Here is a 22214-nt window from a genome sequence, read left to right as displayed (position 1 = left end):
GTCCTTATTGAAAACAGTAATTCACCGCCCTTATCATTTAATTACTATTTAAATTTACCTACCAGTAGGTCGTTATGAAAACCTCATTTGAGATGATTTCAATTATTATTTTTTGTTTATTTTTACTGCCAACAAATGCAGCCTATGCATCCTCAAGCCATGGCTACGCTGTGGACTTATTAAAAGGCGAAGGTAATGTGACTGGGGTAAAGCTTGCGTATCAATATCATCCCAAGGGTACACAAAACTTTGTTGGCGATGCCCGCTTTTACCTTGAAAGCAGCATTAACCTGTGGCATTACCGCCATGATCAACAGTCACAATCCAACCTAGTATTCGCTGTTTCACCAGTTGTGCAGTTTCCTGCATTTAGCGTATACAATACGCCATTCTATGTGGAGGCTGGTATTGGCTTTTCCCTACTTGATGAGCACCATTTTGCAGGTAAAAACCTAAGTACTCACTATCAGTTTGAAGATAGAATAGGCCTAGTGGCCGATTTTGGAGAAACCAACGTAGCACTGCGTATTATTCACTATTCAAACGCAGGATTTAAAGCACCTAATCCAGGAATAAACTTTTTAACATTGTCGGTAGCACAACGGTTTTAAACACCCGTAATAAACACTCAAAATGTTGCGGCTTATATTGAAAGCGGTCATAATTACTGCTTAAAAAACAATAAGGTCAACAACATGCAAATTTGGCAAATCGTACTCGTTATCTCGATTGTACTGGCTATTGTTATCGGTAATTTAGCACTGCTGCGTTTAAGTGCAAAAAGCGAGTTTAAAGCCTCTCCCTCTATTACTCATAAAAAAGACATAAAAAAGCCCTGAATATTCAGGGCTTTTTTCGTTTAAATCATTACTTAACCAACTAACCAGTGTGCCATTAAGGCAATAACAGGCAATGTAACTAATGTTCTGAGAATGAAAATAACAAACAACTCAAAAATATTAACTGGTATTTTACTTCCTAATAAAAGTGCGCCCACTTCAGACATATAAATAAGCTGCGTCACACTCATGGCTGCAATAATAAAACGTGTTACATCACTTTCAATTGAACCTGCAGCTAAAATAGAAGGAATAAACATATCTGCAAAACCGACCATAATAGTTTGTGCAGCCATTTCAGCTTCTGGTACTTGTAAAAGCTCCAAGAACGGAATAAACGGCATACCTAAATACTGAAATATCGGAGTATATTCAGCAATAATAAGTGCAAATGTACCCACCGCCATGACTACTGGTAATACTGCAAACACCATATCAAATGCATTGTGTATACCTTCTTCTAAGGTGCCCTTCAAGCCTGGCGCTTTTTCTGCTTTAGTCAATGCAACATCAAGAGAGTGCTTAAATAATGTTTTTCCTTCAGGTACTAGCTCGGCGTTGCCATCAGGTTGTTCACCATCAATAAGCACGTCCTTTTTAAAACGCAGTGGTGGTAAACGCGGAACAATTATCGCAGCCACTACACCCGCTAAACACACGGTTAGGTAGAAAGGTGCAAATAAGTATTCAAGCTTTACTTGGCCAATAACAACCAAACAAAAGGTAATTGATACAGCTGAGAAAGTGGTGCCAATAATCGCAGCTTCACGTTGAGTGTAATATTTATCTTCGTACTGACGCGCAGTCATCAAAATGCCCACACTACCATCACCTAACCATGAAGCAACGCAGTTAACTGCACTGCGCCCTGGTACACCAAATAATGGACGCATTACTTTAGTAAGCAAGGTACCCACCAGCTCAAGTAAACCAAAATTAAGTAATAAAGGCAGTAATAAGCCCGCTAAAATAAATACCGAAAACAGCACCGGTAATAAATCTTTTAATACTAGCAAGCCAGTATTTTCTGAGGTAATAGCATGCGGCCCCACTTGAAAATAAGTTAAAAGCACAAACGCCATACCAAATAACCGTGTTACTAACCAAATCCAACTCACATTAAACAAATGATTTAATAAGCGAAATTTGGTTAAGCTTTTCGGTTTAAAGATACTAAGCATCAGCGACATTACACCAGTAATACAAATAATGGTAGCTATTAGTCCTAATGCTATCTCACTGAATGAGGCTTGAATTGCCTTGGCCATTACCGCGATAGGTATCGTCATTATTTCGCCAGACGGTACTGGCGTCATGAACAAAAAAACGCCGATTAAAGAAGGAATTAAAAAAACCAACCATACTTTCAAATCATAACTTTTTTGAACGGATGCTGGGCGTGATGAATCTAACTGAGACATATTTTCAACCTGTAAAAACCACAAAAAGAGCTAAGTGCTCTTTTTGTGGTAAGTATTTATAATTATTAAATTTTAATACCGCGCTTAATTAACGCCGCTTCTAATGCTTGCTGTAAACCATTCATTGTACCTGGTTCAAGCGTTTCGCCTTTGTCATCCATCCACGTAAGACTGGTGCCACCTTGCTTGGTTTTGCTAACCAAAATTTGGTATTGGCCTTCATCAATTGGTAATTCTGTTGGTTCATCGCCCCAAATAGAATCCCATACGCTACTTTCTACTTTGGCGTAATCTGCTGTAATTAAACCTGTCTCTTGGTTTATTTCAACAATGGTGAAAGATAAGCGCTCTAAGAATCCAGAAAAGCGATCGAATACTGTATCGTAGGCTTGCTCAGTAACAAGTGCTGCATTGCCTTTGTTATCAAACCCAAGCTCTAATGAAATTACCCCTTTACGCTTACGCATATCAACTTCAAGTTGACGATAGCGGTAATCAAACTCACTTACTACTTGGTTAAGTGCACGTACTTCTAGCTGCTGTTTTAATAAATCAGTCAAAGGCTTATCGCCTTTAAAATCAATAAGCTCAGCAGTTAAAGACGCTGTACGTTGATGCTCTTTTTCTTCAATAGTAAATTTAAAACGTTCTAAATCAACACTTTCATCATCGCCCCATAACCAGCTTTCCTCTGGCTTAACAATAGCGTACCAATCTGTTTCAAGTGTTCCTTGCATTTTGTTTTGTTGTGTCGCACTAATGTTGTTGTCAGCAAGCACTGCTTGAATCGAGTCCCAAATGAATACATCTAAATCGTCAATGCCATCATTTTTATCAAAATAAATACGTGCTTGTTTATCTGCTTCCTCAACCCAACTGCCTTTAGCAACCGTTAATACTTGCGCCGGCGGACGATAGTTTGTTGCCTCCGGATTATTATCATATTGACCCACATCCATCTTATAAACAGGATCTTGAGCGGGTTGTGATAACGAAGCAGGTGCTTTAACCGGCTCATGGGCGCGGTAGTTACGCTCATTATGGGCATCACTTGTAAATACACTACACCCTGACAAACTTACCAATACACTTACTGCAAGTGCTTTTGGGATCCAATACTGCACAGATAATTCTCCTTAGCATACCCTTAATTGTTTTAACAAATATATGAGTGGGTAATACCGATTTGGTTCAGTGTAAAATCAATATTAACTTTACATTTATAATTTGCTTATCTAACTGCATTAAGCCAACAAGATGACCGACAGACTAGGCTACAAATAGACACATTTTTGCTATGGTACTTTCACAAGCTTGTAAAAACAAGAAACACTGCACTATTAACCGCCTAAAATTAACCGTCGCTGTAGTTTAACGCGGGTTTTGTGTTAAACTTTGCCGCCGTGCAACGCTACGTGTTTATTTTTTGTTGACAAGTCGGTTGTTATCATCCAAGTAACTTAGGTACTTTAAAACCCATGACTGCATTTTCAAATCATCAAATTGTTTTAACCGCAATTGGCGAAGATAGATCGGGCATCGTTAGTGAGCTTACGCAACTCGTCAGTGATTGCCACTGTAATATTATAGATAGCCGCATTGCTATTTTAGGCAACGAACTTACTTTTATTATGCTACTTAGCGGTGATATGTCAGCCATTAGCCGTATTGAGCACACCCTGCCTACCAAAGGTATGGAGCTTGGCCTGCTTACTATGATGAAACGCACTTCAAGCCATAATCAAAGCGAGTTTTGTGCAGGTTACACCCTAGAATATACTGGCATAGACACCCCTGGCACCTTGAGTAAAGTAACGCGCTTTTTTGCAGACAGTAATATTAATATTTGCTCATTAAAATCAGATACCTACGAAGAAGATACTGAACTTAAAATGCGCTGTGAACTTGAATTTAATATTCCCGTTGACGTTGACATTGACCAATTTAAAATTAGTTTTGAAAACCTTTCGCACGTTTTAAACGTAGATTACATCTTTCGACGTATTCGCTAAGGAGTTTAGCATGAACAAAATTACCCCATTACAAAGTGGCGACACAGCACCGGCTTTTAGCTTACAAAACCAAAATGACGAAACCGTCGTGCTCAACGAGTTATTAAAAGAAAAACAAGTATTGGTATACTTTTACCCTAAAGCGTCAACGCCAGGCTGTACCGTACAAGCCGAGAATCTGCGTGACCAACAAGCCGAGCTTGCAAAATTCAACACTCACGTGGTTGGTATAAGCCCAGATCCAATTAAGCGCCTTAAAAACTTTGAAACTAAAAAAGAGCTTAACTTTGACCTACTTTCTGACGAAGATCATGCCATTGCTGAGGCATTTGGCGTGTGGGGATACAAAAAATTTATGGGCAAAGAATATGATGGTATCCACCGCCTCACTTTCTTAGTCGGTCAAGACGGTAAAATTAAACACTTGTTTGATAAATTTAAAACCAAAGATCATCACCAAGTGGTATTGGATTATTTAGCTGCTGAATAAAGGCTAAAGGCTAAAGGCTAAAGGCTAAACAAGATAAAATAAAAGCGTTGCTCAAGGGCAACGCTTTTTTGTATTTATCGCTTTAGTACTTTAGCATTCCTGCCGATAGCTAAATTGGTAACGAATAACATTATGGATAATTAACCGTGATACAGCTAAATAAACACTCAGCCTTTGACGTTAAAATTGCAGCAGAAAAAATAAATGCTGCACAACAAACAAAAGAAACAACTAAAAATAAGGACAACGCTGATTATCAATTATCAGACAGAGAGCGTAATAAACTCTCGGGAAAAGAGGCTGATCAAAACGTTGAAAAAACCACAAATTCAGAAATGCCTGAATATATTGCAAAAATGATAGAGCAACTTAAAGAGCTCAAACAGCTGCTTGAAGAACAAAAAGAACAACTCACTCAATTACAAGCTCAATCGGACCAAGAAGACGAGGCTATACAGGCACAAATTGAAGCACAAGCAAACATCGTTTCATCAACACAATCTCAGGTAATAGCGCTGGTGCAAATGATTAGCCAAGCCATGAAAGATGCAGGTATTACAGACGCTGGCGCACTTGTCAGTGCCATTGTTTGAATTTTCAGAAACAGCGATTCAGCTTCATATAAATTTACTTTATAGTAGCGTTTTTGTGTTTACCTTCGACTTAATATTTCAATAGTAAATACGCCTACCCTAGCGATTAAAAATTACGTTATGCACTAAGTTTTAAGTTTTAAGCTGTTCAAGAAGATTATTATTGTTGTGACAGTACATTTAAAAGTTAGTAATTTACTTAACCCCTGAAACGTATTTTATTTTTATATTGCACATTAATTTGATTACCCAAGCGAGTATATTAGCCAGTTGAGCTCATAGCGAGAACCTGTCATTCAGATGAGTCGTCATTAACTTAGTAAGAATAAGAGGAAAGTGTCCTCTGATAAAGCTGTTAGCCAACTGAAGATAATTTGGAGTATCAAGTTAGATACAACCCACATTCAGACCTTGCGAATTTAGCTCAATATCAACTTGATTGCATTGAGACAAAAAATAGTTCTGGTCACTCCAATGGTATTAGTATGGATATGCAAGCATGTTTAATCTCACATGTATTTCTGGCGGAGGTGTTAATAAATATGGCGGGTTTTGGCTTACTCCGAGAAAGCTTCAAAGAAAAGAAACCGTATCATTGGAAACGAAAAATGTTTTCTCGATTTTATATGTCGAGCATATCGAAGGATTACATGAAGTCCTTGATGCACTTCGTGGTGCAAGAAATAGTTTGGCACATGCAAAGCCCGATAGATATGAATACGATCTGGGTGACAGTGAAGTCGAATTTGCAGTTTTTAAGCGACCTTATAATGAACTCTTGACGATTGAATTTCTTAAGCATGCAAACTCAGCTCTCGATGAGCTTTCGTATGTAATGGGAAATAACGAGGACATAGAAGACTACGGGTTAATTACTTCTGCGGTTGAAGTTGGCTAGCAAATTCTTCAAGAACGATTCGCACGCGTGGCATTTTTACTATGCGTTGGTTTTAGTGGTTAAGAGTGTGCGGAAGCATTGGTATAGCAGTGAAAATGCTCTCTTTTGACGAAGAGGCAAGAAAATTTCAGAGAACGATGTTAAAATTTCTAATGAGTCGTTCAAAAGGACAAAAAACCGATAACTTTTAACGAGGCGTTATATACTTAGGAGACCCAATGTCAGCTATCGCTAATACACCTAAACCTCCATATTTTGCTGTGATTTTCACTTCTACGCGAACTGAAGATGATAATGGCTACGGTGAAACGGCAAATAGGATGGTTGAGCTTGCTGAGCAACAACCTGGTTTTTTAGGCATAGAATCAGCTAGAGAAAATGTTGGCATAACTGTTTCCTACTGGGCAGATCTAGATTCAATTAAAAATTGGAAAGCTAACTCTGAGCACTTAGAAGCTCAAAAAACTGGTCGTAAGTCTTGGTATGATTCATTTAAAGTTCGTATCTCAAAAGTAGAGCGAGATTACGGCCTATAACAAGCGTATCAAATCTGACTCCGCAAGCTGTCGTTTTTGCAAAATACAAAAGGCGAAGAAGTGCGCTAACTCGCTCCACAGTTTATACAGGCGCTATGTTCCTAAAAGAGTTTAAAATTAATGTTTAATAATAAAAAGATGATTGCACTTTTCTTCTTTGTGGGGCTTGTTAGCACCGATGCCTCATATGCTAGTGGTATAGAAGACCTTCAGCTCATCCAAATACTAAAAGATGACGTTAACGACTTTGATGGCTTAGGTAATCCTAGGAGTGTTAAGGTTATTTCAGATAATTCAAAGGTTTTTGTTTCTAGTGGAGACGATAATGCTCTCGCTGTTTTTAATTTAGACGAAAATTTTCAGCTAACTTTTAGCCAAGTGTTCAAAAATACCGCCACCAACATAAACGGTTTAGAAGGCGCCTCTGGTGTTACCTATTTTGATCTCGGTAATGAAATAGTCGTTACTGGATTCTATGATGGCGCCTTAACCAAATTCTCTAGAAATAATAATAGTTACCGTTTTAATCAATTTATCAGTGACGGTCTAAGCTATGAAAGAGTGTTTGATAGTAATGTGCCAATAGGCAAACTTGATAGCCTTGGTCTTTTAGGCGCTTGGGATATCGTCAAGGCTAACAACGAAAAGCAGCTCTTCGTTGCAAGCTATATGAGTAACGCTATTTCTATTTTAGATGTAATGGAGGATAAAAAGGTTATTTTTAATAGAGTTATAAAAGACGCTAAGCCACTTAGTAATGATTTAGGGAAACCTATTGCCATAGCTTTATCTCCACTAAATAATGAGTTGTACGTCCTAGGTTTTGATGGTCATCAATTAACCATTTATGATAGAGACCCTAGCGGTGACTTATTAGCAAAACAAGTATTAAAAAATGACATTGCAGGTTTGAAGCAATTTATTAATCCACAAGAAATTGTTGTCTCACCAAATGGAAAATTTTTGTATGTTGCCTGTGCTGGGAGTAATTCTATTGTTGTTTTTCACAAATTGGATACCGGACAATTTACATTTTTACAGGCAATAAATAATTCGGATATTGGCGGTTCTGGCTTAGAGGGAGCAAGTAGCTTAGCGATATCGTCAGATGGCTTAAAAATATATGCAGCTGGGGAGTCGGGTAGCGGTCTATATTTATTTAGTGTGAAAGCTGATGGGCGACTTAGCTATAAGAATAAGCTAGTAAATGTGCATGATGATGAATTAAATGGAATCTCATCTATTACTCTTACCGATGATAATCGTCACTTATTGGTTGCGACTGGTAAAAGTAATTCGTTATTTGTCTTTAAAATAAAGATACATTAGACGTCGCGAAACATAAATAGTATTAACCACTCGGATTCGTATAGTTTGCTAAGCGCCACTTCACTTTATATTTTAACGAACTACTTCTCGCCGCTTAAAACAACGCTCACAATGTCCGCTCGTGGCACTTTATAGTCTATGAAGCACCATTCAAAACAATTTGAAAAACTTTTTTGTTGGGTTTCGCTGCACTCAACCCAACCTACATAATATAACTTAACGCCGAGCAACTAAACGCTTACAGCTGCGCTTGCTCTTTAACTAATTCCCAAATACTTATGTACTTGAATTGATAAACGCCAGTTTTTGGCGATACAGGTATCAATGGCTAATTTAGTTGCCGACGTTTTTTGGCTGATTGGCTGTAAATATACCAGTTTTGGGTTAACACCCGTGGCGACAAATAACTCTTCCAGTTCTTCTACGTGCTTTTGCATAGCAATTGGGTGTTTAATTTCATCGGCGCGTTGCATAGCACTGCTCAATACTTTGTAACCACCACGCATATTAATTTTTGGCGATACCGTAACCCACGTTTGGGCAGGGGCGAGAATTTCAAAGGTGCCACTGGTTTCTATTTGCGTGCTAAAGCCATGATCATGCAATAAATTACACACTGGGTTTAAATCGTACATGCAAGGTTCACCACCGGTGATCACAACATGCTTGGCGGTATAGCCACGGGATTTAAATAACTCCAGGACCTGCGCGGCACTGGCCTCAGCCCAATGATCAGAGTCGGCTTTTTTTTCTACCGTGTCATCTAGTGATACTTTATATACATTATCAACATCCCAGGTTTGTTTAGTGTCACACCACGAACATCCCACAGGACAACCTTGCAGGCGTAAAAATATAGACGGCGTACCGGTAAAGCTCGCTTCACCTTGAATGGTTTCAAACACTTCATTAATTTTGTACAAAAGAAATCTCACTTACAACCTGACGGCAAAATTGTTACTATTAAAAATCGCAAAGCACGGTGCAAAAATTGTCATTTATGCCTTGGCCGTGTAGTATATCGCGCCCTGATATAAACCTCTATCAAAACTAAAGAGCAAACCACGTATGACGCAAAAAGTAGTTGTTATTTATTCCGGCGGTATGGACTCATTTACTGTATTAAATAAAGCCTTGCAGCAAGGCCATGATGTTTATGCCCTCTCGTTTGATTATGGTCAGCGTCATGTTAAAGAACTTAAAGTTGCCGCCAACGTATGTGAAAAGCTAAATGTCCCGCACAAAATTGTTGATATATCAGCAATTAATCAGCTTATTGGTGGTTCGTCGTTAACAGACGATATTGATGTGCCAGAAGGCCATTACGAAGAAGAAAGCATGAAAAGCACCATTGTGCCTAACCGCAATATGATTTTACTTTCCTTAGCGGTAGGTTATGCAGTGTCGCTTAAAGCGAGCAAAGTATATTACGGCGCGCATTCAGGCGATCATGCAATTTACCCTGACTGTCGTCCTGAGTTTGTTAAAAAGATGGATGATGTATGTCGTATTGCAAATTACGATGCAGTAGAAATTTTTAGCCCGTATTTAAACAATACTAAAATCGATATTTTAACCGACGGTATTAAAATGGGCTTAGACTACAGCCAAACATGGACCTGTTATAATGGTCGTGACAAAGCGTGTGGTAAATGTGGTGCCTGCCAAGAACGTTTAGAGGCCTTTGAGCTTAACAACGTGACAGACCCGCTTGAATATGAGTAAAGTTCAACGTTAATACACTAAAAGGCTACCAAGGGTAGCCTTTTTTGTTGCGATAAAACGTTAAAGCCAGCGTTTTACTCGTGATTTATAATCGTCAAATTGCTCACCAAATAATTTGTGGAGCGCCCGTTCCTCTGGGATTATTTGAAATAAGGTAATGTAAGCAATAAACCCTGCTACACCTAAAAAAGCCCACATTGAACCCAACCACACGCCCCAGCCTGCTAATATAAACGCAAAACCTAAATACATCGGATTACGAGAGAATTTATAAACACCTGAGGTAACTAAACTAGACGCTTGTTCTGGTTTGTTAGGTAGTACTGTTGTTTTAGCAAACCGGAAACTCACGACCCCAGCAATACAAAATATACACCCAGTAGCGACAAGTGCTAGCGAGAGATAAGTAATAAATGCGCTAAAATCAATCACGCTATAATGTGCAATCAGTGCCATTACAGCAGCAAAAAACACCACAACCACAACCGGTGGAATTTTATTATTTAACATACCTACTCCTTGTATCGATTAAAAAACTTCATAATTACTATATGGTGGCGTCACAAATAATAACAATGACTTATCGAATATTTATAAATACAAATAAAGTTACAATTAATTAGCTTTATGAGCGCTTAATTATGGTTATAATTTAAGCTTAAATAAAAGTTAAAGGAAGTAATTATGTCTGGCACAACAATGATAGTTCTCATTGTACTTATTTCTGTAGGTTCGGGAGTTATTTACGATATGTATAAAAAGCACCTTGAATTTAAACATAAAGTACAGGACAACAATCAAGACGCACACAAACAACTAGCTGAGGTAACCGCTCAAGTGAGTGAACTTAAACAACGAGTACAAACACTTGAAGCCATTGTTACCGACTCAAGCTATAACGTAAAACAAGAAATAAACAAACTTTAATGTATACGTTACAAGTAATTTGGGTATAAATGTGCGTTTTCAGGCTGCTCAATGCCATGGGCAGCTAAAAAACCACCAATTGCTTGACCACACCCTTGCGGTGCTCTGCCACTGTCTATTTCAAAATTTAACTGATTCGCCTCTTGTTTACCCATTGAGCACAAACTAACTGAACTTGGCGAACGCATAGAAACACTTAACTCGCCTATTTGCTCCGCCTGTACATGCTTACTAAAACGTGCAAAACCTTGGTATTTAAAATGCTCGCTCACATAATCATTGCTTATAGCAACCAATGCGGCAATAAAACTATGTAAAAAGCTATTTGTTGTTGTATCCGGTGCTAAGAATGACAAAGTTTTGTTATTAAACTCACTCAGCTGGCAACTATCGCAATGAAGTTGAACCGTATACACCTGTTCACCGGTGATTATAGCTTGGCAGTTAATTAGCTCTATTTGGTTATCCGCAAACACAAGGCGCTCTATCAGCTCGTTCAATGAAATATTTTTAAACGATGTACTTTTAACAAGCTCGGGATTTTGTGCCATAACGGGTAAGTCATGATGATTATTAAATGGCGTACTAGTTGCGCCTTGGTGTTGCAGCTGAAAAAGCTCTCTTACCTCATGCTCACGCGCCACTTTTAACGCTAAAAATGCAGTTTGAATAAGCTCCGAGGTAGGCAGGTTCTGCTCTACTGGCCAACGGCGACCAAACAATAGTTTTTTTGCTTTATTATCAGCGCGATAATTGTCGGGACTAAGTACTGCTACTTGCAAATAAACATCACTGTTTTTTTCAGCTGCTAACACGCTGAAGTGGTTGGAAAAACTAATGTCGTTAAGCACTTCATTAACACTGGCCAGTGTATGCTTGTAACGCAAAAAATGCTGCGGAACAATCCAATTTTTATTAGCCAGTTGCACTAGTGGCGCATACGAAATGGGTTGCTCGTAGCTGTGTTGCCATTTTTGCCCATCACCTAATAATGACTCAATTTTTATGTTGTTATCTGACATATATAAACCAAATAAATCTGCCCAGCGGCAAGATATTAACTATGAAGCACTTTACGAAGTTAATCATAAAAAACGATCACACTTTTTGTCAGTATTTAGCGTTCAAATACGTGTTGATACTCTGTTATAACTTTTTGATAGTAAAGTCTATCTTTATTGAGCATTCGAGTATAATGGTCAAGCAATTGTTGCTGATATTGATGATGTTGAGGGTTATGTGTATCCCACATATGAGCTCCCGTTTTAGTGATAGTGCCCGTGGCATTAAAGCTGACTTGTAACACTTCGTAAAAACGCTTATTTTCAACAATAATTTGCTCGCTTTCGAGCTGCAAATTACACGCCTGTAAACCCGCACGTACCTTATAAAGGTGCATAATAGGGCAAATAATAAAACTAAGTTGTTTAAGGCTTTGTGGGTTATTAGCAATAATTTGCTGAATTAGCTTTAAACATAAATCGCCCCCTACCCCAGCAATAACAATTACTTGCTTAGCACCTGTTGGCAGTTTAATTTGAGCAACATCTTCGCAGTGCACTTGCCATGAAGGCAAAGACTTTCCTTGCTCAAATTGTTGTAGCGACTGCTCAAGCGCTTCCATTAACTCTGGAATAATATCAACAAAGTTTATTTGTTTGGCTATGCCGCGCTCAAGTAATGCCATACCTAAAAAGCCATGATCGCAACAACAATCCCAAACAATATCGTAAGACTGTGTAATTAACGAATTGATGGCGTTTAAACGTTTACTCAGTTTCATTTAACTCACTATGTTTTTGTTTTGTACACCAATGCTTTTAAGCTTTTATCGCTATCAATTTCAATAAAGCGATCAGTAGGTTCTAGGCGTTTAACAAACTCAATAGCACCTTGAGTATGCTCTTCAATAAGTGCTTTAAAATCGTTTTCTGTAAGCTCAGGGCTATTAGCGCATAACAATAGCTGTGTAGTATCGTTTAAAAGCTCAGGAAGTCTGCGCAGCACTTTTTGATAGTCTTTGGTTAAGATAAAACTGCCTTTTTGAAAACTGGGCGGATCAACAATAATCAAATCAAACGGTGCGGCTTTTTTTAGCTTACCAAACGACTTTAAAATATCGTGCGGTAAAAAACTGACCCCACGATCGACATTATTGAGTTGGTGGTTTTGCTTACCCACTTTTAACACACCTTTGCTCATATCCATGTTCATCACATGGTCTGCGCCGCCGTGCATAGCCGCAACCGAAAAGCCACAGGTATAAGAAAACAAATTAAGTACTTTGGCGTGCTTACTATTTTGCATAACAAACTCACGGCCTTTTCGCATATCAGGAAAAATACCGGTGTTTTGCTTACTCATTAAATCAACCAAAAAACGCACCCCATTTTCGGCTACGCTATGACGAACTGGCAGTTGACCGTGAACAAGGGTGTTATGGCTTTGCAGCCCAGCTCGCTGCTGATACACCAATGCAGTAATTAACTCTGGATGATGTTGTTGTGCCCATTGCCATAACGTATCGGTGAGTGCAGCGAGTGTTTCCTCGTCAATTTCACTGTATGACACCAAAAACAAACTTGGTGGGTAAAGGTCTAAGTTAATATGACTAAGCGCTTCCACACTGTGGCCACGCCCATGAAAAACGCGGCAAAGCTCATTATCGGAAAAAGGCGTGTCTGCCAAAGCATTTATAAGGGGAGTAAAATCGGTTGTCATTTAATTAATCAACTGTTGTTGTAGTTCATGTATTTCGTCGCGCACTGAGGCGGCTTTTTCAAATTCTAAATCACTGGCATACGCATGCATTTTGGTTTCTAACTGCTTAATTTGCGTTGCAATTTCTTTAGCACTGAGGATTTTTTTAGAGTCTTTACGAATAAGCTGTAGATTGTCTTGCGGTGAGGCATCTTCACCTACATCCATTACATCAAGTATCTTTTTAACCAAGGCACTGGGCTCAATACCGTGCTTAACATTATAAGCGTGTTGTATTTCTCGACGTCGGTCAGTTTCTTCAATGGCTTTGGCCATCGATTTAGTCACTCTGTCACCGTATAAAATAGCGCGACCGTCAAGGTGGCGCGCCGCACGGCCTATTGTTTGAATAAGTGAGCGTGCTGAACGTAAAAAGCCTTCTTTATCGGCATCTAAAATAGCCACTAGTGCAACTTCTGGCATATCTAAGCCTTCACGTAGTAAGTTAATGCCTACTAACACATCAAATACACCGGCACGTAAATCACGAATAATTTCTACCCGCTCTACCGTATCAATGTCAGAGTGTAAATAACGTACTTTTACATTATGCTCACTCAGGTAGTCGGTCAAATCCTCAGCCATACGTTTGGTAAGCGTGGTTACCAGCACTCGCTCTTTTGCTTCAACACATTTGTAAATTTCTGAGAGTAAATCATCAACCTGATCGCCTACCGGGCGCACTTCAATAACAGGGTCAAGTAAGCCGGTTGGACGAATAACCTGCTCTGCAACTTCGCCGTTGCTGCGCTCTAATTCAAAGTCGCCCGGGGTGGCCGATACATAAATGGTTTGTGGTGCAATGGCCTCAAACTCTTCAAAACGCAGTGGCCTGTTATCCATAGCTGAGGGCATTCTAAAACCATATTCAACGAGGTTTTCTTTACGGCTTCTATCACCTTTATACATGGCACCAATTTGCGAGACGGTTACGTGCGATTCATCAATAATCATTAATGCATCGTCGGGTAAATAGTCCAGTAATGTTGGCGGTGGATCGCCAGGTGTACGCCCCGATAAATAACGGCTGTAGTTTTCAATACCAGAGCAATAACCAAGCTCGGTCATCATTTCTATATCGTATTGGGTACGCTGAGCTATGCGTTGCTCTTCTACTAACTTATTTGCGCTGAGCAATTGTGCTCTGCGCTCTTTGAGTTCGGTTTTAATTTTTTCTATGGCTTCGAGAATTTTTTCTCGTGGCGTTACATAGTGAGTTTTAGGATAAATAGTGGCACGCACTATGTGTTTTTCTACCGCACCGGTTAATGGGTCAAAAATACTTAAGCGTTCAACTTCGTCATCAAACATTTCTACACGCACTGCATAGGTGTCTGATTCAGCTGGAAATATATCAACTACTTCACCACGAACGCGGTATGTACCGCGACTAAAATCAATATCGTTTCGCGTATATTGTAGCTCTGCAAGACGGCGCAGCATGTCACGTTGGTCGACCTTTTCACCCACTTTTAAAAGCAGCATCATTTTCATGTATGAGTCAGGATCGCCCAAACCATAAATTGCCGATACAGAGGCAACAATAATGGTATCGCGTCGCTCTAAAAGCGCTTTGGTGGCACTGAGTCGCATTTGCTCTATATGCTCATTAATAGATGCGTCTTTTTCGATAAAGGTGTCGCTGGCTACCACATAGGCTTCAGGTTGGTAGTAATCGTAGTAAGATACAAAGTATTCAACCGCATTGTGTGGAAAAAATTCTTTCATTTCGCCATACAACTGAGCCGCTAAGGTTTTATTATGCGCCATAATAATAGTTGGCCGGTTTAAATCACTAATAATGTTAGCCATAGTGAACGTTTTACCGGTTCCCGTTGCGCCTAATAAGGTTTGCTGGGCCAGTCCGGCCTCTAAGCCTTCACACAACTGAGCAATAGCGGTTGGCTGATCCCCTGCGGGTTTAAATTTTGATACTAACTGAAAATGATCGCTCAATGACTACACTCCTGTAATGCTTGACTGCTTAACGCTTCAATTTCTTTCATAAACCACTTGTAGGCTACAAGGGCTGTGAATAAATTACCAATGGCCGCGCCAATAAACAAGCCGATTAAGCCTGCGAGTTCGTTTCCGATATACGCAAAGGGAATATAAAAAACAAACAATCGAATAACGCTCAAAACTAAGGCGTTCATGGGTTTGTGTAAAGCGTTAAACGAGGAGTTTGATAAAATGATCACTCCTTGCAAGCCATAACTTAAAGGAATGGTATAAATAAACAGCTTGATGACATCAACAACCGCTTGCTCTTTACCAAATATTTCACTAATGACGCCTGAAAAAATAATTAATACAATATAAATAACAAACTGCCACAACATTACAAACTTGAGCGTACCTAGATAGGCATCTTTTACGCGAGAAAAATGACTTGCCCCAAAATTTTGGCTAATAAAAGGTGGTAAGGTCATCGACAAAGCTAATACCACTAAACTCGCTATTGATTCTATTCGACTCCCTACCCCAAAAGCTGCCACAGCTTCGGGGCCATGATGAGCAACCAATGCGGTCATTACCGCCATAGCAACAGGGGTGAGCATGTTAGCCCCCGCTGCCGGCAAACCAATTTTTAAAATTTTACGAATTGCACCAACAATAGTTTGTTTGCCCGTTTTTAAACTAAGCAACTGCTTTTTAAAAATTAATATGTATAAAATAATCGCCACTGCAACTGCCCAAGCTATAACACTGGCAATAGCGGCCCCTTTAATACCTAATGCGGGAATAGGACCAAAGCCAAAAATAAGCATCGGATCGAGTACGGCATTAATAAGCCCAGCTCCGCCCATAATAATGCTTGGTGTTTTAGTATCACCACTCGCACGCAGTACTGAGTTTCCAATCATGGGGGTAATTAAAAACACACTACCCAAAAACCAAATACTAATATACTGATGAATTAACGGGAGTACTTGCTCCCCTGCCCCAAGCAAGGTAAATATAGGATCTATCAATAAATAGCCACAAGCAGATAAAACCAATACTAATATTACCGCTACCAACAACGACACACTGGCATCAAAACGCGCTTCTTCTATATTGTTACTGCCTAATGCTTTTGCAATAACCGCAGAAGTACCTATACCTAAACCAATTGCTAAACTGATTACAGTAAAAGTAACGGGAAATGTAAAACTCACCGCGGCAAGCGGCTCTGTACCCAATAAGCTAATAAAAAAAGTATCAACTATGTTGAACATCATTAAGGTTATCATCCCAAAAATCATTGGAACGGTCATTTTCTTTAGCGTAGGCAAGATTGGAGCGGTGAGTAAATCAGGGCGAGTATGTGATTGAGAATGTGCGCGCATAAAATAAATAAGCCTCTTTTACTGAACGGCATATTTTAAAGCATCCGAGCTGTTCAAGCCATGCTTTATTAAACCTAAACCATTTAATCCGCTTTTTATCAATAAACTATTATTTTCATGCTGTTGTAAATAAATTTCGCACAAACACATTAAAAACCAAATTAAATACATTTATATAACTTTTGCAACATTTAGCTTTTAGGTTTTGCTGATTTATTACACAGTTAGCGATAATGCTTTATCGTCACGAAAAATTTTATTTATCGTTTAGGTGGCTATCTAAGCTGAATCATAAGTCTTTGTTTTTAAGAACATAAAAAAAAAGCTTTTTAATACTTGAAATCGTTGTAGCGCCCTACAACGCTGGGGGTGCTGATGTTCTTAAAGTTTAATAAACAGAGTTATCCACAGAAACCGTGGATAACTCATTCAACCCCACGTTTATAAAGGGCTACAACGCGGTGCAAATTTAAAGGTGCTGTGATTTTTTTACGTTATCAATAAGCAAACAACGTTAAATGGAATTGTAACTGTAGCCGCCGACGCAAAATGATAAACGCCGCGGGGTTAAGTGATAAACAATAAATTATCATTATAGGCGCGCGGGGTTAAGTGATAATAAGTAAGGCAATAAAAAAGCAGCTTACGCTGCTTCTTCTATTAAGTGTTAATCTTTGCAAGTCTGAGCAATGCTGATATTGACTGTGATAGGTCTTCTCCTGTTTCATGCTGCCTATCTATAAGCTCCTCAGCGCCTCTAATCAACTCTATAAAGTCACTGCTAGGGTTATTCGTAAAACCTCTTAATTGGTCTGTACGGCTCGATAGTTTACGATTTCGTACAAGCTCAACAATATCTTTCGGAACTCCCTCTTGTTTCAACAAGTTGCATAGCTCAACAAGTGATTCATCTGTTATTTTTTGTAAGTGCCTCTCGGGTATTTTTACCATAGATTCCAGCATGTAGAACCTATAAGAAAACACGACTAGAGCGATAACACCGCAAAGCAACAACAATACAATAAGAACATCCATACATATTTGCCTTTTAACTTACCACGGGAAAATAGCGCTAACGCTAAAAAAAGCAGATTAGCATTTATCCCAATGCTATATATATCCCACAGTAGCCAACTATCATCACTGTATAAGTTAGGGCTACTATCAAAATTAAGTGCAACAACATTACGATCAATAAACATTAAGGTGTTTAAAAAGGCGTTGAGCGCCATTGTTATAAACACCAGTTTAACCTGATCACTAAACATCACACCAATGAACCAATGAACACCCAGTACCAAGAACGCTTGAGCTAAAGAAAACAAAGCCCAGATTAAGTACCAATAATAAACCTGGTCTTGAACGCTGAGCAGGTTTATTACGTTACCATGTAAGTAACCACCTAGCGCTAAACCCACCGACATTACACCGGCAGATATAGCAATAGATAAGCTTTTTGGTTTTTGATAGAGCGCCAATAAAAACGATACTATAAAAGCAATTAACTCTAACTTATTGAGTGAAAAGCTTAATAAAACGTTTAGAGTTGGCAAGTCCACTATTTTGGTCTTTTAGGGTTTAGAGGGTGTCCGCCTCCACCATTTTGAATTGAAACTTCATCGTTTAGAAGAGCTGCAAAGTCTTGTTTGCTTTGCTCTGGCTTGTCTTGAACGGTGTTTACTTTATTTAGTTGTTCTAATGGCTTAGGTGCGGTTGGGGTTGTAACATTCATATTTAAACTCCTTTATAAATAAATACGAGTTTCGAAATTTACATTAGCAGCAAGCCATTTACAATATGCGCACGTTATTAAACTTCAATCTCTGTGTAAGGCAATGTGGGTGCTGCACCCATAATACGGCCATTTTCAACGTACACAGCGCCTTGCTGAACGCTATCACCTAGCGCAATGCTTTGACTGCTATCACTATACTCAACGAGTGTGGTGCCATTTGGGTTGACTGTGACTATGGTTGCTATTGTGCGTTGGGTTTTATCGAGTACTGAGCCTAGGCGGTTTAGTGTATTAGACATTGCTGATCACCTTAATAGTTTGGCTTACCGTTATAGCGCCTTGTGCGTTAATAGAGGCGTTTATGGTTAGGCTGTCGCAGGTGGCTTTATATGTAGAATTGCTATAGGTAACACCTACTAACATACCTGGGCGAATGGGTGGCAAATCGGCTTTTATTTTAGTGCGCATTGTCGCTTGCTGCTTGTTACCACTGTTTGCTAACTCACACGTGCCGCGCTGCCTTGCTGCTTGGTTATCTGTTATTAGGCTGTCTACCACATCACTTGCAAACTTATCGCCTAACGTACCTGCACGCTTTATTTTACAGGCTACACCTTGCTGCTCGCCCCTTACAAATACTGCGTTATGCTCTTGGTTAATGGTTTGGCTTGTATTGTGCTCAAGTATGATTGAGTCGTTTAGTATTACATCGCATATAGCGCTTTCGGTGTCCCATGGCATTACAGGCCAAAGCGGCACAATAGATACCGTTTTGTTTGCGTTATCTATATCAAGCATTGCGCCTACCGATTTAGCAACGCTTAATAATGCTGCCGCTGGGGTTAAATTTGTATAGCTAAATGCCCCTGTTGGTATTGCGTAATCAATCATTTGATTGTCGAGTGACCAGCCCGTATTTATTAAAATATCAGACATGATCCCCGCAAGTGTTTTAGCCGTTGGGTTAGTGTAATTGGTAGCGCGGGCGTATGGTGCTGATAGTAAGGCAAAACGACTACGGCAGCTTGCGCTATAACTTGCATTTGCAAAGCTATTACTGGTGCTTGGCTGCTCGCAAATTACATAAAAATCGTAGCCATTTATTGAGATTTTAAGCTCTTGGCCCAGGGCACGATCAAAGTCGATACGCGAACAGAATTTAATGTTACATGTGGCGCTAAATTGACCGCGTGAAATAGAATAACTAACGCTGCTAATTAGTATTTTTAAGTCGTCTGATACACGCACACAATCGATAGTTGGCTGCATAATGTATGTATTCCTAATCTGGGGTTCAATGGGTATTTTTCTATCTATGGTTGGTACATCGTCATCACCCCGCACTAGGCCACCGGGTAAGCCCCAGTAGCATATTTTATCGGGGTTATTAAAACGCATAACTAAGCGGCCATTGTGCAATTGTGCAGGCTCTGAAAACTCTAAATTTACATAGCCTTTAAATGGATGATTTCGCCAGTAACAAATGTATTGCTTGTCTGTTTCGCCGTAGTGTATTACAAGTTGTTGGGAGTTCAAATTTGGGTTTGATGACCATTTAAAGGTATGCTTTGCTTCTATTATTGGCCTGTAATTCCAGTGTAGAGAGGTCTCTTGTAGCTCGCTATCCAAAAATGTGAGCCAATATGTTGAAGTAGTCTGGCTTTCTCTAAGTAGTTTCGTTAGCCAATCTGAACTCGCTTCATTATGTTCTATTTTGGTGTTCGTTTTAAATGACAACAACACATCATTAACGACTGGCAAGCTGATAGACCATAATGCTGTAAATTCCTGTTTATTTGTATCACCATGAAGCCATGGCATAACTACAGTATTCGTAATGTTTATTGAAGACCAAACGTTGTTGACTTCTGTTTGTATTACTTCGTTAGTTACCCAGCTAGCTACAAAATCAATACCGATAGGTGTTAATGCTGGCTCAACAACATCAATGGTAAAACTAAGTTTGATTGGTGATGTCGTTATTTCTTGCGAGTAACGTTGCTTAAACCTAATTTCAATCATTGTGATAAGTCTGTTATTTCTGCAATTACTCCATCTAAAATACCGCCTGTATAAGCTAGGTTATCATCAAGAATTATGCAGGTTAGTAATGGGTCAACGCCATATTTTGCTGGCAGTATAATTTCAATAAAGGGTGCGCTTACTTTGCAGTAATAAAGACGTTTAGCGCTCTCTCTATCAAGAATAATTAAGCGCTCCGCATCTGGATCTAAATCTATGTTTAACTTAGACGCAGGCGTGGCTGTTAATCCTGTTTTTATAGTTGTGGTTTGAAGTATATTTTCAGCAATAAAGCTATCAATTGTTACATCAATAAAGTTTAGACCCGTCACTGTATCCGTTGCATGTTTATAATATATTTGTATTGCTGAAACATCTTGAGACGGTGAATAACCACGCTCAGTCCAGTTACCATCAGGGTAAGCCTGATAATCTCTTCGTGCGCCGTTATTTAGTATTTCAACACAACGGCAGCGTGAAGAAGAACCTCCAACGGGGTAAAATTTATATGAACGCCCTGGTGTAACTTCAATTGGTAAGCTGGTTTTTGCGCCGGGAGTTTCCGTATACCCGGTGCCACTTCCATCATAAAAAATATAGCCATCTGGTGAAAAATCACCTACAAATAAATTAGTCATCCCACACCTCAATATTTAAAACTAACCTGTTAGGGATATTGTTTACTGCTTTAAGTAATAGGTAGTTATCACCATAATTTACTGTAGCAGGCCAAACCATATTCTCCGGATGGCCAACCAGTGTGCTGTTTAGGCCCGGTAGCGAACCTCTAACCGCTGGCGTAATGGCGCTCTCTATAATAGGAGTGCCATTTATATCAATCGCACTGCTATAATATTTATGAAATAGGTGCACCTTACTAAGGGTATTTGATGGAATTATGTTTGTTGTTGGTATTGGGGTGGCGGTTCTAAATGGAAGCTCATGGGGGACATAAAGGGAAAACTCTGTACCTCCATCTGCATCATAAATTTTTATGCCCTTAAGCGCATTCTGCTCTGCATAATTCAGAAACATAATATTTGTTCCATAAGCTGATGTTGCCGATGTGCCTTCTAAATGTTCGTTTTCAGATATAAACGAGCAAATAGCTACAAACTTACCTGAATCACCAGTGTTTGCGTTTGCTAAATCCCCTACAAAAAAACCGCTTTGGTGATTTGTTCCCGGCATATCGTAACTACCTACGTCACAAAAAAAGCAATAAAACGCTTTATCTGTTCCAACAACTACCCACGCTATGTTTTTATCTTTAAATACTTTAAAAGCTTGTTTCCAGCCTGTATTTTCTAAATTATCAGCGTCAATTACATTGCGAGCTGATTGAACTCGCACACCTTTATCATCGTCTAGTCCTGTTGAACTGCTAAACACAACAGAATGGCCTGAGCCAAGATTTTTATATGAGCAAGCAAGTGATTCGTTTAACTCTTTAATCCAGCCTAATGGTAATTTCGAGCCATACCCAGTTACTAAACACTTATCTAAAATGTTAACTAATTCGCTATACGTGCAATTACCTGATTGCGGTGCGCCGGGGTCATCCCATCTGTAAATAGTAGGTGTTTGAGGCATTG

Annotated in this window: 26 protein-coding genes; 10 read left to right on the top strand and 16 right to left on the bottom strand. The window is 39.3% G+C overall.

Features of this window, described 5'->3' with window-relative positions; genetic code table 11:
* Positions 1-74: 74 nt before the first annotated feature.
* Both CWB76_RS11640 and CWB76_RS11635 read left to right on the top strand, forming a co-directional pair.
* Positions 75-611: an acyloxyacyl hydrolase gene (locus CWB76_RS11640; RefSeq protein ID WP_138607757.1), complete on the top strand. Its 537-nt coding sequence runs from the start codon at positions 75-77 to the stop codon at positions 609-611.
* An 84-nt stretch (positions 612-695) separates the two neighbouring features.
* Positions 696-839, top strand: a complete 144-nt coding sequence (locus CWB76_RS11635; protein WP_138607755.1) for a DUF2897 family protein — start codon at positions 696-698, stop codon at positions 837-839.
* Positions 840-871: 32 nt separating this feature from the next.
* On the opposite strand, the gene CWB76_RS11630 is transcribed toward CWB76_RS11635, so the two are convergent.
* Together CWB76_RS11630 and bamC are read right to left on the bottom strand one after the other, a co-directional pair.
* Positions 872-2260 carry a YjiH family protein gene (locus tag CWB76_RS11630; protein WP_138607753.1) on the bottom strand — a complete coding sequence of 463 codons (1389 nt, stop codon included), beginning with the start codon at positions 2258-2260 and terminating at the stop codon, positions 872-874.
* Between the two features lie 65 nt (positions 2261-2325).
* Entirely contained in the window at positions 2326-3384 is a 1059-nt protein-coding gene (bamC, locus tag CWB76_RS11625) for an NlpB/DapX family lipoprotein (protein ID WP_138607751.1), read from the bottom strand.
* Between the two features lie 354 nt (positions 3385-3738).
* On the opposite strand from bamC, the gene CWB76_RS11615 reads away from it, so the two are divergent.
* The 6 genes from CWB76_RS11615 to CWB76_RS11585 all read left to right on the top strand — a co-directional run bounded on the left by CWB76_RS11615 (position 3739) and on the right by CWB76_RS11585 (position 8118).
* Complete coding sequence (locus CWB76_RS11615; protein ID WP_138607749.1) at positions 3739-4272, top strand: glycine cleavage system transcriptional repressor; 534 nt, start codon at positions 3739-3741, stop codon at positions 4270-4272.
* Between the two features lie 10 nt (positions 4273-4282).
* The gene (gene bcp / locus CWB76_RS11610) at positions 4283-4762 is read left to right on the top strand and encodes a thioredoxin-dependent thiol peroxidase (protein WP_138607747.1); all 480 of its coding nucleotides are present in this window, start codon (positions 4283-4285) and stop codon (positions 4760-4762) included.
* Positions 4763-4908: 146 nt separating this feature from the next.
* Entirely contained in the window at positions 4909-5355 is a 447-nt protein-coding gene (locus tag CWB76_RS11605; protein WP_138607746.1) for a hypothetical protein, read from the top strand.
* 499 nt (positions 5356-5854) lie between these two features.
* Entirely contained in the window at positions 5855-6253 is a 399-nt protein-coding gene (locus CWB76_RS11600) for a hypothetical protein (protein ID WP_212751297.1), read from the top strand.
* Positions 6254-6471: 218 nt separating this feature from the next.
* The gene (locus tag CWB76_RS11590; RefSeq protein WP_138607744.1) at positions 6472-6789 is read left to right on the top strand and encodes an antibiotic biosynthesis monooxygenase family protein; all 318 of its coding nucleotides are present in this window, start codon (positions 6472-6474) and stop codon (positions 6787-6789) included.
* Positions 6790-6909: 120 nt separating this feature from the next.
* Entirely contained in the window at positions 6910-8118 is a 1209-nt protein-coding gene (locus CWB76_RS11585; RefSeq protein WP_138607742.1) for a beta-propeller fold lactonase family protein, read from the top strand.
* Between the two features lie 257 nt (positions 8119-8375).
* Here CWB76_RS11585 and queE read toward each other — a convergent pair whose 3' ends face one another.
* Entirely contained in the window at positions 8376-9041 is a 666-nt protein-coding gene (gene queE, locus CWB76_RS11580; RefSeq protein ID WP_008110178.1) for a 7-carboxy-7-deazaguanine synthase QueE, read from the bottom strand.
* A gap of 145 nt (positions 9042-9186) precedes the next feature.
* Here queE and queC point away from each other — a divergent pair, with 145 nt between their 5' ends.
* Positions 9187-9843: a 7-cyano-7-deazaguanine synthase QueC gene (gene queC / locus CWB76_RS11575; protein WP_008110177.1), complete on the top strand. Its 657-nt coding sequence runs from the start codon at positions 9187-9189 to the stop codon at positions 9841-9843.
* A 60-nt stretch (positions 9844-9903) separates the two neighbouring features.
* Here queC and CWB76_RS11570 read toward each other — a convergent pair whose 3' ends face one another.
* Positions 9904-10353: a methyltransferase family protein gene (locus CWB76_RS11570; RefSeq protein WP_138607740.1), complete on the bottom strand. Its 450-nt coding sequence runs from the start codon at positions 10351-10353 to the stop codon at positions 9904-9906.
* Positions 10354-10527: 174 nt separating this feature from the next.
* Between CWB76_RS11570 and CWB76_RS11565 the strand changes: the two genes are divergently transcribed.
* A complete protein-coding gene (locus CWB76_RS11565; protein ID WP_010388451.1) occupies positions 10528-10770 on the top strand; it encodes a hypothetical protein in 243 nt (80 codons plus the stop codon).
* Positions 10771-10778: 8 nt separating this feature from the next.
* Here the strand turns inward: CWB76_RS11565 and CWB76_RS11560 are convergent, their stop codons facing one another.
* From CWB76_RS11560 to CWB76_RS11510, 12 genes are all read right to left on the bottom strand, one after another.
* Positions 10779-11792 (bottom strand): hypothetical protein, encoded by a 1014-nt coding sequence (locus CWB76_RS11560; RefSeq protein WP_138607738.1) that lies wholly within the window; start codon positions 11790-11792, stop codon positions 10779-10781.
* A gap of 95 nt (positions 11793-11887) precedes the next feature.
* A complete protein-coding gene (locus CWB76_RS11555; protein ID WP_138607736.1) occupies positions 11888-12553 on the bottom strand; it encodes a tRNA (adenine(22)-N(1))-methyltransferase TrmK in 666 nt (221 codons plus the stop codon).
* A gap of 8 nt (positions 12554-12561) precedes the next feature.
* Positions 12562-13491, bottom strand: a complete 930-nt coding sequence (locus tag CWB76_RS11550; RefSeq protein ID WP_138607735.1) for a class I SAM-dependent methyltransferase — start codon at positions 13489-13491, stop codon at positions 12562-12564.
* Positions 13492-15486 (bottom strand): excinuclease ABC subunit UvrB, encoded by a 1995-nt coding sequence (uvrB, locus tag CWB76_RS11545; protein ID WP_075169026.1) that lies wholly within the window; start codon positions 15484-15486, stop codon positions 13492-13494.
* Positions 15483-16862, bottom strand: coding sequence for an MATE family efflux transporter (locus tag CWB76_RS11540; RefSeq protein ID WP_138607733.1), 1380 nt, complete (start codon positions 16860-16862; stop codon positions 15483-15485). The genes uvrB and CWB76_RS11540 overlap by 4 nt, the downstream gene beginning before the upstream one ends.
* A gap of 660 nt (positions 16863-17522) precedes the next feature.
* Entirely contained in the window at positions 17523-17825 is a 303-nt protein-coding gene (locus CWB76_RS11535; protein WP_138607784.1) for a hypothetical protein, read from the bottom strand.
* 23 nt (positions 17826-17848) lie between these two features.
* On the bottom strand, positions 17849-18421 hold the full coding sequence (locus CWB76_RS11530; protein ID WP_109874450.1) for a hypothetical protein: 573 nt from the start codon (positions 18419-18421) through the stop codon (positions 17849-17851).
* Positions 18421-18594, bottom strand: coding sequence for a hypothetical protein (locus CWB76_RS20085; RefSeq protein ID WP_171039626.1), 174 nt, complete (start codon positions 18592-18594; stop codon positions 18421-18423). The genes CWB76_RS11530 and CWB76_RS20085 overlap by 1 nt, the downstream gene beginning before the upstream one ends.
* A gap of 77 nt (positions 18595-18671) precedes the next feature.
* Entirely contained in the window at positions 18672-18896 is a 225-nt protein-coding gene (locus CWB76_RS11525) for a hypothetical protein (RefSeq protein WP_109874449.1), read from the bottom strand.
* Positions 18889-20619: a hypothetical protein gene (locus CWB76_RS11520; RefSeq protein ID WP_138607731.1), complete on the bottom strand. Its 1731-nt coding sequence runs from the start codon at positions 20617-20619 to the stop codon at positions 18889-18891. The genes CWB76_RS11525 and CWB76_RS11520 overlap by 8 nt, the downstream gene beginning before the upstream one ends.
* Positions 20616-21257 carry a hypothetical protein gene (locus CWB76_RS11515; RefSeq protein ID WP_138607729.1) on the bottom strand — a complete coding sequence of 214 codons (642 nt, stop codon included), beginning with the start codon at positions 21255-21257 and terminating at the stop codon, positions 20616-20618. Before CWB76_RS11515 ends, CWB76_RS11520 begins: the two co-directional genes overlap by 4 nt.
* Positions 21250-22212, bottom strand: a complete 963-nt coding sequence (locus tag CWB76_RS11510) for a hypothetical protein (protein WP_138607727.1) — start codon at positions 22210-22212, stop codon at positions 21250-21252. Before CWB76_RS11510 ends, CWB76_RS11515 begins: the two co-directional genes overlap by 8 nt.
* Positions 22213-22214 lie beyond the last annotated feature (2 nt).

Origin of the sequence: Pseudoalteromonas sp. S1609 (assembly GCF_005887255.1) — a bacterium.
Classification (GTDB): domain Bacteria; phylum Pseudomonadota; class Gammaproteobacteria; order Enterobacterales; family Alteromonadaceae; genus Pseudoalteromonas.
This window is presented reverse-complemented; position numbering and strand designations above follow the sequence as displayed.

Bases quoted from the DNA above. Each gene is read 5' to 3' on its own strand.
- CWB76_RS11565 (WP_010388451.1), top strand. From the start codon at position 10,528: ATGTCTGGCACAACAATGATAGTTCTCATTGTACTTATTTCTGTAGGT.
- CWB76_RS11590 (WP_138607744.1), top strand. From the start codon at position 6,472: ATGTCAGCTATCGCTAATACACCTAAACCTCCATATTTTGCTGTGATT.
- CWB76_RS11635 (WP_138607755.1), top strand. From the start codon at position 696: ATGCAAATTTGGCAAATCGTACTCGTTATCTCGATTGTACTGGCTATT.
- CWB76_RS11560 (WP_138607738.1), bottom strand. From the start codon at position 11,792: ATGTCAGATAACAACATAAAAATTGAGTCATTATTAGGTGATGGGCAA.
- CWB76_RS11540 (WP_138607733.1), bottom strand. From the start codon at position 16,862: ATGCGCGCACATTCTCAATCACATACTCGCCCTGATTTACTCACCGCT.
- CWB76_RS11520 (WP_138607731.1), bottom strand. From the start codon at position 20,619: ATGATTGAAATTAGGTTTAAGCAACGTTACTCGCAAGAAATAACGACA.
- CWB76_RS11570 (WP_138607740.1), bottom strand. From the start codon at position 10,353: ATGTTAAATAATAAAATTCCACCGGTTGTGGTTGTGGTGTTTTTTGCT.
- CWB76_RS11600 (WP_212751297.1), top strand. From the start codon at position 5,855: ATGTTTAATCTCACATGTATTTCTGGCGGAGGTGTTAATAAATATGGC.
- CWB76_RS11525 (WP_109874449.1), bottom strand. From the start codon at position 18,896: ATGTCTAATACACTAAACCGCCTAGGCTCAGTACTCGATAAAACCCAA.
- CWB76_RS11585 (WP_138607742.1), top strand. From the start codon at position 6,910: ATGTTTAATAATAAAAAGATGATTGCACTTTTCTTCTTTGTGGGGCTT.
- CWB76_RS11555 (WP_138607736.1), bottom strand. From the start codon at position 12,553: ATGAAACTGAGTAAACGTTTAAACGCCATCAATTCGTTAATTACACAG.
- bcp (WP_138607747.1), top strand. From the start codon at position 4,283: ATGAACAAAATTACCCCATTACAAAGTGGCGACACAGCACCGGCTTTT.
- CWB76_RS20085 (WP_171039626.1), bottom strand. From the start codon at position 18,594: ATGAATGTTACAACCCCAACCGCACCTAAGCCATTAGAACAACTAAAT.
- queC (WP_008110177.1), top strand. From the start codon at position 9,187: ATGACGCAAAAAGTAGTTGTTATTTATTCCGGCGGTATGGACTCATTT.
- CWB76_RS11515 (WP_138607729.1), bottom strand. From the start codon at position 21,257: ATGACTAATTTATTTGTAGGTGATTTTTCACCAGATGGCTATATTTTT.
- CWB76_RS11535 (WP_138607784.1), bottom strand. From the start codon at position 17,825: ATGCTGGAATCTATGGTAAAAATACCCGAGAGGCACTTACAAAAAATA.
- CWB76_RS11630 (WP_138607753.1), bottom strand. From the start codon at position 2,260: ATGTCTCAGTTAGATTCATCACGCCCAGCATCCGTTCAAAAAAGTTAT.
- CWB76_RS11615 (WP_138607749.1), top strand. From the start codon at position 3,739: ATGACTGCATTTTCAAATCATCAAATTGTTTTAACCGCAATTGGCGAA.
- CWB76_RS11550 (WP_138607735.1), bottom strand. From the start codon at position 13,491: ATGACAACCGATTTTACTCCCCTTATAAATGCTTTGGCAGACACGCCT.
- CWB76_RS11510 (WP_138607727.1), bottom strand. From the start codon at position 22,212: ATGCCTCAAACACCTACTATTTACAGATGGGATGACCCCGGCGCACCG.
- CWB76_RS11640 (WP_138607757.1), top strand. From the start codon at position 75: ATGAAAACCTCATTTGAGATGATTTCAATTATTATTTTTTGTTTATTT.